This is a genomic window from Xenorhabdus sp. PB61.4 (assembly GCF_963894935.1).
In the GTDB taxonomy this organism is placed as follows: Bacteria; Pseudomonadota; Gammaproteobacteria; order Enterobacterales; family Enterobacteriaceae; genus Xenorhabdus; species Xenorhabdus stockiae.
On record NZ_CAWQJR010000062.1, the window covers coordinates 1 to 6,392 of the forward strand.

The following is a 6,392-nucleotide window of genomic DNA, read 5'->3' on the forward strand; positions in this document are numbered from 1 at the left end:
TATATCTATAACGCCCTATTAATTAAATAAAAACAGTTAAAATCACCCTGTAAAAACATCTGACTCTATCAATGATGTAATTTTATTTTTATCATCATAATTATATAGAGGTTTTTATGAAAAAAAATAAAAAAACAGTAAACCCTGATTACACAGTTAATAAAAAAATAACATGGGAACCGACGACATGGATGAAAAATATCGATGACCAAAAGTCCACTGCTTTATTATCCATCCCAGGAACTCACGAATCATGTGCAACTTATTCACCAGACGGAGATATATTAGGAATAATTATTTGCCAGAATCAATCTGTAGAACAGCAATTACAGGAAGGGATAAGATTTCTGGATATAAGATGTAGGGCTATTGACGGAGAATTTACAATTCATCATGGTATTGTTTACCAGCAGATAAACTTTGGTGATGTCTTAAATCAATGTATTGATTTTTTATCATCACACCCTTCAGAAACTATTTTCATGCGGGTAAAACAGGAATACTCTACAGTCAGCGATGCTGATTTTATTGCTATTTTCAATGGGCATTATGGAGTATTTCATCAGTATATGTATCTGGATTCAAATATTCCATCTCTGGGACAAGTCAGAGGGAAGATAGTTATTATTTCAAATGTCTCAGGATTACCGGGAATCCCTTGGGATGTATTTTACATACAAGATGATTATGATGCAGATGGTCTATTTGAAAAATGGTTAGCTATCTCTGGGCACTTCAATTTAACTATCAAGAATCACTCCAGTGGTGGTAAAGATTTTTTTATTAATTTTTTAAGTATTCAAGGGAATCCTCCTCATTGGACAATAAAAAAGATGTCTTATAATATAAATGGCTCTTTTGCTACGATGTTACAGGAAGGAAATAATGTATCTGGACTGGGTATTGGGATCATACCGATGGATTTTCCCAATTTAATAGGCGAAGTTATTGGTCTGATAATCGATAGTAATTTTAAAAAAACATGAATAATATTAATAAGATTGAAACTCAATGACGCCAGTATATTACTTACTGGCGTTTATTATCAGATTTTAGCTGTTAGATCAGTGTGAGTTAAATAAATTATAAACGTAAAATATCAACAGCTCTAATCTTCAGTTTCTATTCTTGAATATTTAAAATGAAACCATATCTGCCGGATTAAATGTACTCATTACTCCCAGAGCCCCCTTAATCAACGGAATAACCACCGGGGAAAAATAGGAGCCCAGTGGAATGCTCGTGTGGTCAATGCTGGTCAGCATGTTAAAATCCCGATTACGTCCGGTGAAATCGTCACTGATTGCTTTACCAATGCGTACCGTCTGCGCTACACCATGACCACTCCAGCCATGTACCATATATACAGGGGTGTTATCATCGCTTTTACGGGCATCAGCTGCACCATTCAGGGTCAGGTCACTGATCCCGCCCCAGGAATATTCCAGCTCTGGTTTCTCCAGCTGCGGAAACACGGTTCTGATACGATCAAGCAAATAATTGTTTACATCACGGGATGACCAGGAGTTACCCGTGCCCTGCCCGCCAAACAGCAGGCGGTTGTTGCGTACCGAACGATAATAATCTATCTGTAACTGTGTATCGTAAACCGGCAGATCTGATGGGAGTAATTCTTTGATAGGCATCGGCAACGGTGAAGTGACCGCCACATAGGTGAAAAAAGGCACAGTCGTGGAAGAGCCTGAGATAAATTCCCCCGTAGAGGCATGTACCCCAAGTACCACGGCTTTACTCGCCCTGATAGTTCCCTGACTGGTTTCAATAACCGCTCCGCGCTCTTCCTGCCTGATACCGGTCACTTTAGTATTGTCATATATTCTTCCCCCAAGCCCGGCAAAACCATATGCCAAGCCTCGTAATAACGCGAGGGGCTGAACCTGTCCGCTGATACTGTCGATATTGGCACCATGATAAATATCCGAGCGCACATACTCTTCTTGTAGTTCGAATGGGCCAATAACCTTCACCATTTTATCGCCCAATCGACGACGTGCATCGGCATTAGCCACTAATGGCCCCATATGACCCGGATGGATCGCCGCCGTAATATGACCATATTTACGGTCACATTCAAAACCGTAACGTGAGCGAAGTTCATCCACGAGATCCATTGCTTCAACCGATGTAAATTGCCATAAGCGTCTGGCTTCTTCAGGTGAAAATTTTTCCAGTATAGTTTCAGCTGACCAGCGGGCAATGCCGGGAGTCATCTGCCCCCCGTTACGTCCGGAAGCGCCTGAGCCAATATTATCTTTTTCAACCAGAATGACATCCACACCAGATTCAGCCAGATGTAACGCCGTGGAAGCACCCAGCAATCCGCCACCAATAACAACAACCTCACAGCTTTGATCACCGAGAAGGCTGCCAAAATCCGGCCAGTCAGCCAGAGAAGCCTCATAGTAGTTAGCTGGCATGTCGATAGCAGCGATGTCTCTATGCCAGTTCCAGATGCGGGGATCCAGCCCCAGACGACTGGGTCTGGCCTGTGCATCCTGTAATAGTTTTGGCCGGAGTTGTTCAATACCGGTGGCCAGAGTATCAACCTTGGTTAATTCTCCGGCAAGTAGAGACGTCGTGGGAAATAGGGATGAAAGTACGCCCGCACCTGCAAGCGTTGCTGCATTAGAAATAAAATCTCTTCTGTTCATTGTCATTTTAGCGCTCCTGTATGACCTGAAATCACCCGTTAACCTGATCCGGGGTATTTTCTTGTGAGTGAATCCAGCTCTCTGAGCCGTATTTATTGCTACCCGCTGATCCTTTCAGAGTGGCGAGAATCAATAAAATAACAGTGCCAACAAACGGGATAAGATGTAAAAGTAGCCACCAGGCACTACAGTTGATATCGTGCAATCGACGTGCACCTACTGCCAGCGCTGGTAAAAATGTGAGTAGTAGATAAATGGCGCTGAACCAGCCCATATAGATTTCGGGATTAGCAACAGCAAATAATCTTTCCAGATAAGAAATGATAAGAACTGCCAGAATCTGAAACAAAATGAAATACCAAAAATCCTTACGCTGTGCTCTTCCCCTGAAGCAGGCATAATTCTTTAATACGTTTAAATACCAATGCATTATTCTCCTCTCTTATAAATCTTCTGGTTCCACCTGACCTCCATGTATGTTTATATTTTTGCAATTTACTATGTGGTTCCCACGCCGGGCGATTACGCGAAATTAGATTTCCGCCCGAATGATATTTCAGTATCCATATTTTCTTTATATTCAGGCAGATAATGGTAATTCGGGTAATCATCTTCTGTGCCAGCCGGTAACAGGTAAAACTGTTTCCCTTATACAACGCAGTCAATATTGTACACTAAATGGCAATAATTTCATTTAAAACAATTTCTTTACGTTACAAAACTACTATTCAAGGCACTCATTCAGCCTGAATTGTGAGTCTCCGCTTGTGTAGCAGAGGTTCGGTTCGGTTCGGGTAATCCGCTCAAGCGGGACATATACACTTCGTCTTTCAGGTTGCCTCTTTATTGTCTGCGCTCGCTCACCCCAGTCATCGATTTTATAAACATACGGTTATCTATGCTTCCGGGGATTACTGAGAGGCTCCTTCCTCTCACCGATCAGCAAGCAAGGCTGAGAGTAACGCTAAAAAATGCCGTAACGATGTAATGCTTGCTCATCCTCCGGTACCGGAGTGATAGCATCCCAAAGCTCAGCGACTTTACCATTCTCAACGCGCCACAATTCAAAGTAGCTATGACGTTCCCCGGCGATACTTCCTTCTGAATGAGTCAGAACAAACTGACCGTCAGCAACGGTGCGGTGGATTTTTGTATAATGCAGCCCTTTTCCTTCATCTTTCAGTTGCTGAAGAAATGCGATAACCGCTGCCGCACCATCAGATATATCCGGGCTATGCTGACGGAATGCCTCACCATTGGTGTAGGTTATGAATTCACCATAGTCTCCTTCAATCAGAGCACGTCTGAAGAAATTCACCACCAGCTTACGATTTTTTTCCCTGTCATGGTTGTCGCCCGCTTCAGTCGGGCCGTCTAACTGAGTCCGACCGCTGGCATTAGGCGCAGCCTGTGGCACTAAACCGTCCCAGTGCTCCACGATCAAACCATCAACAACCCGATACAAATCGAAGCCAACCAACGGCTGAGTATCTAACCCCGTAAAACGGCCGTGGATAGCGACCAGATCACCATCCTGTAATACGCGGTAGGCTTCGTGGTGAAGCTCAGGGTGTGTCTGAACCAGTTCACGCAGGCCAGCAAGCCCATCTCTGACTAGCGGGGAGTGTTCGATGAAATTCGGCGAAAAATAACGTTCAAGTGCTTCTACATCACGGTCAGTAAACAGCTCGCGGTGGGCACGTGCTACTAAATCACGTGAAGATCTAACCTGATTTATAGCCTGATTCATTATGGATACTCCCGCATTAATCATTGGAACTCATCACGTGTTTGATACGCGTATATTCATCGAAACTATAAGCTGACAGATCTTTACCGTATCCGGAGTGCTTAAAACCGCCGTGTGGAGCTTCTGCCGCAAGAGGAATATGGGCGTTGATCCAGACCGTACCAAAATCAAGCTCACGGGACAGACGCAATGTCCGAGCATGGTCACGAGTCCAGACACTGGAGGCTAACCCGTATTTCACGTCGTTGGCTTTTTCAATCGCTTCTTCTTCTGTTTTGAATTTCTGCACCGTGATAACCGGACCAAAAATTTCGGTCTGAATCATTTCATCGTGCTGTTCCAGACCGGTGATTACCGTAGGTTCAAAGTAATATCCCGGACGTTCAGCCTGACGCCCGCCTGTTTCGATACGGGCATAAGCAGGCCGACGTGCAATAAATCCCTTAACCTGTTCCAGCTGGCGAATATTGTTAAGTGGCCCATATAGCGCTTCTTCATCTTCAGGATCGCCAAATCGGGTTGCTTTAGCTGCCGCGACTAATTTCGTGACAAAGGTATCGTAAACCGATTCATGCACCAACACGCGCGAAGCGGCTGTGCAGTCCTGACCGGCGTTGAAGTACCCCGCAATAGCAATGGTTTCCACCACTTTGTCCATATCCGCATCGGCAAAAACAATGACCGGAGCTTTACCACCCAATTCCAGATGTGATCTGGTGAGATTGGCTGCTGCCGAAGAAGCGACCTGCAAACCAGCCCGCACAGAGCCTGTGATGGAAACCATAGCCGGGGTTTTGTGTGAAACAACCAGAGCGCCTGCGCTGGCATTGCCCAGTACTACGTTGAACGTACCGGCAGGAAAGAACGGTGCAGCCAGTTCAGCCAGCAATAAAGTGCTCTCCGGCGTAGTATCACTGGGCTTAAGGACAATAGTATTGCCAGCGGCCAGAGCAGGTGCAATCTTCCATGCTGCCATCATCAATGGGTAATTCCATGGAGTAACCTGCCCCACCACACCCAGTGGCTCGCGTCGGATACTACTGGTCATACCGGAAAGATATTCCGCTGTTGCCTTACCTTCCAAAAAGCGGGCTGCACCAGCGAAAAAACGGATATGATCAGCCGAAGTTGCCACTTCCTCAGAAGCAATCAGATGTTTGAGCTGCCCGGTATTGCGGCTTTGCACCTCGACCAGACGTTCAGCGTTTTTTTCTACCGAGTCAGCCAGTGCTAAAAGCGCCTTCTGGCGCTCAGAAGGGGTACTCCGGCCCCATACTTTAAATGCCGCTTTAGCAGATGCATAAGCATTATTAACATCTTCAGCATTCGCATTAGGAGAACGTGCATAAGATTCACCCGTGACCGGGCTGATCAAATCAAAATATTCAGAGCCTTTAGATTCAATATACTGTCCATTAATAAAATGCCTGAGAGTGGCTATCGACATGCTTATCTCCTGATAGGGTTAATGTATAAAATATAACCTATGAATTAATATATTTAATGGTTATGCCACAGTCAAATATGTATAAAAAATGTAAAAACATGTGGGCCATTAGATACATACGTGTAACTTTCAGGCATTTCCGGCAGGAAAATTATGCAAATCTGTGAGAAGGATCGAAGATTTTAGGCATGCTGAGGCGGGTGATTCTATGATGGGTGTAGATGAACCAATAATTGGGCACAGCTTAAAAGTCGTGGTGAGACACTTAAATAACTTTAATTATCGATTGTTTTTTGAGCTACGCTTGTTCGTGGAACTTCTTTATACTAACGGAAATAGGTAAATAACCTATTTGCTATTATTCATTGTCATTTCAGTTCTCTATTAGTGATGAAGTAATAAGAATTCTTATTTTAACGCGATGCTCGACTTTTATGATGAGTTGAAATGACATAGCCGCTCCTTTATAACTTTAAGTCGTCAAAAATAGAGAAATAAAGGAACAAAAGGCTATGTCACAGCA

5 protein-coding genes are annotated in these 6,392 nt (G+C 44.0%); 1 reads left to right on the forward strand and 4 read right to left on the reverse strand.

Annotated features, from left to right (window positions below; translation table 11 throughout):
• The first annotated feature begins 116 nt into the window (after positions 1-116).
• Positions 117-986: a phosphatidylinositol-specific phospholipase C gene (locus AACX68_RS04735; RefSeq protein ID WP_228860717.1), complete on the forward strand. Its 870-nt coding sequence runs from the start codon at positions 117-119 to the stop codon at positions 984-986.
• 150 nt (positions 987-1,136) lie between these two features.
• Here the strand turns inward: AACX68_RS04735 and AACX68_RS04740 are convergent, their stop codons facing one another.
• The 4 genes from AACX68_RS04740 to AACX68_RS04755 all read right to left on the reverse strand — a co-directional run bounded on the left by AACX68_RS04740 (position 1,137) and on the right by AACX68_RS04755 (position 5,863).
• Positions 1,137-2,678 (reverse strand): NAD(P)/FAD-dependent oxidoreductase, encoded by a 1,542-nt coding sequence (locus AACX68_RS04740; RefSeq protein WP_228860718.1) that lies wholly within the window; start codon positions 2,676-2,678, stop codon positions 1,137-1,139.
• A gap of 25 nt (positions 2,679-2,703) precedes the next feature.
• Positions 2,704-3,102, reverse strand: coding sequence for a DUF805 domain-containing protein (locus AACX68_RS04745; RefSeq protein WP_099121981.1), 399 nt, complete (start codon positions 3,100-3,102; stop codon positions 2,704-2,706).
• Between the two features lie 534 nt (positions 3,103-3,636).
• Complete coding sequence (locus AACX68_RS04750) at positions 3,637-4,422, reverse strand: nuclear transport factor 2 family protein (RefSeq protein WP_228860719.1); 786 nt, start codon at positions 4,420-4,422, stop codon at positions 3,637-3,639.
• A gap of 16 nt (positions 4,423-4,438) precedes the next feature.
• Positions 4,439-5,863: a gamma-aminobutyraldehyde dehydrogenase gene (locus AACX68_RS04755; RefSeq protein ID WP_228860720.1), complete on the reverse strand. Its 1,425-nt coding sequence runs from the start codon at positions 5,861-5,863 to the stop codon at positions 4,439-4,441.
• Positions 5,864-6,392 lie beyond the last annotated feature (529 nt).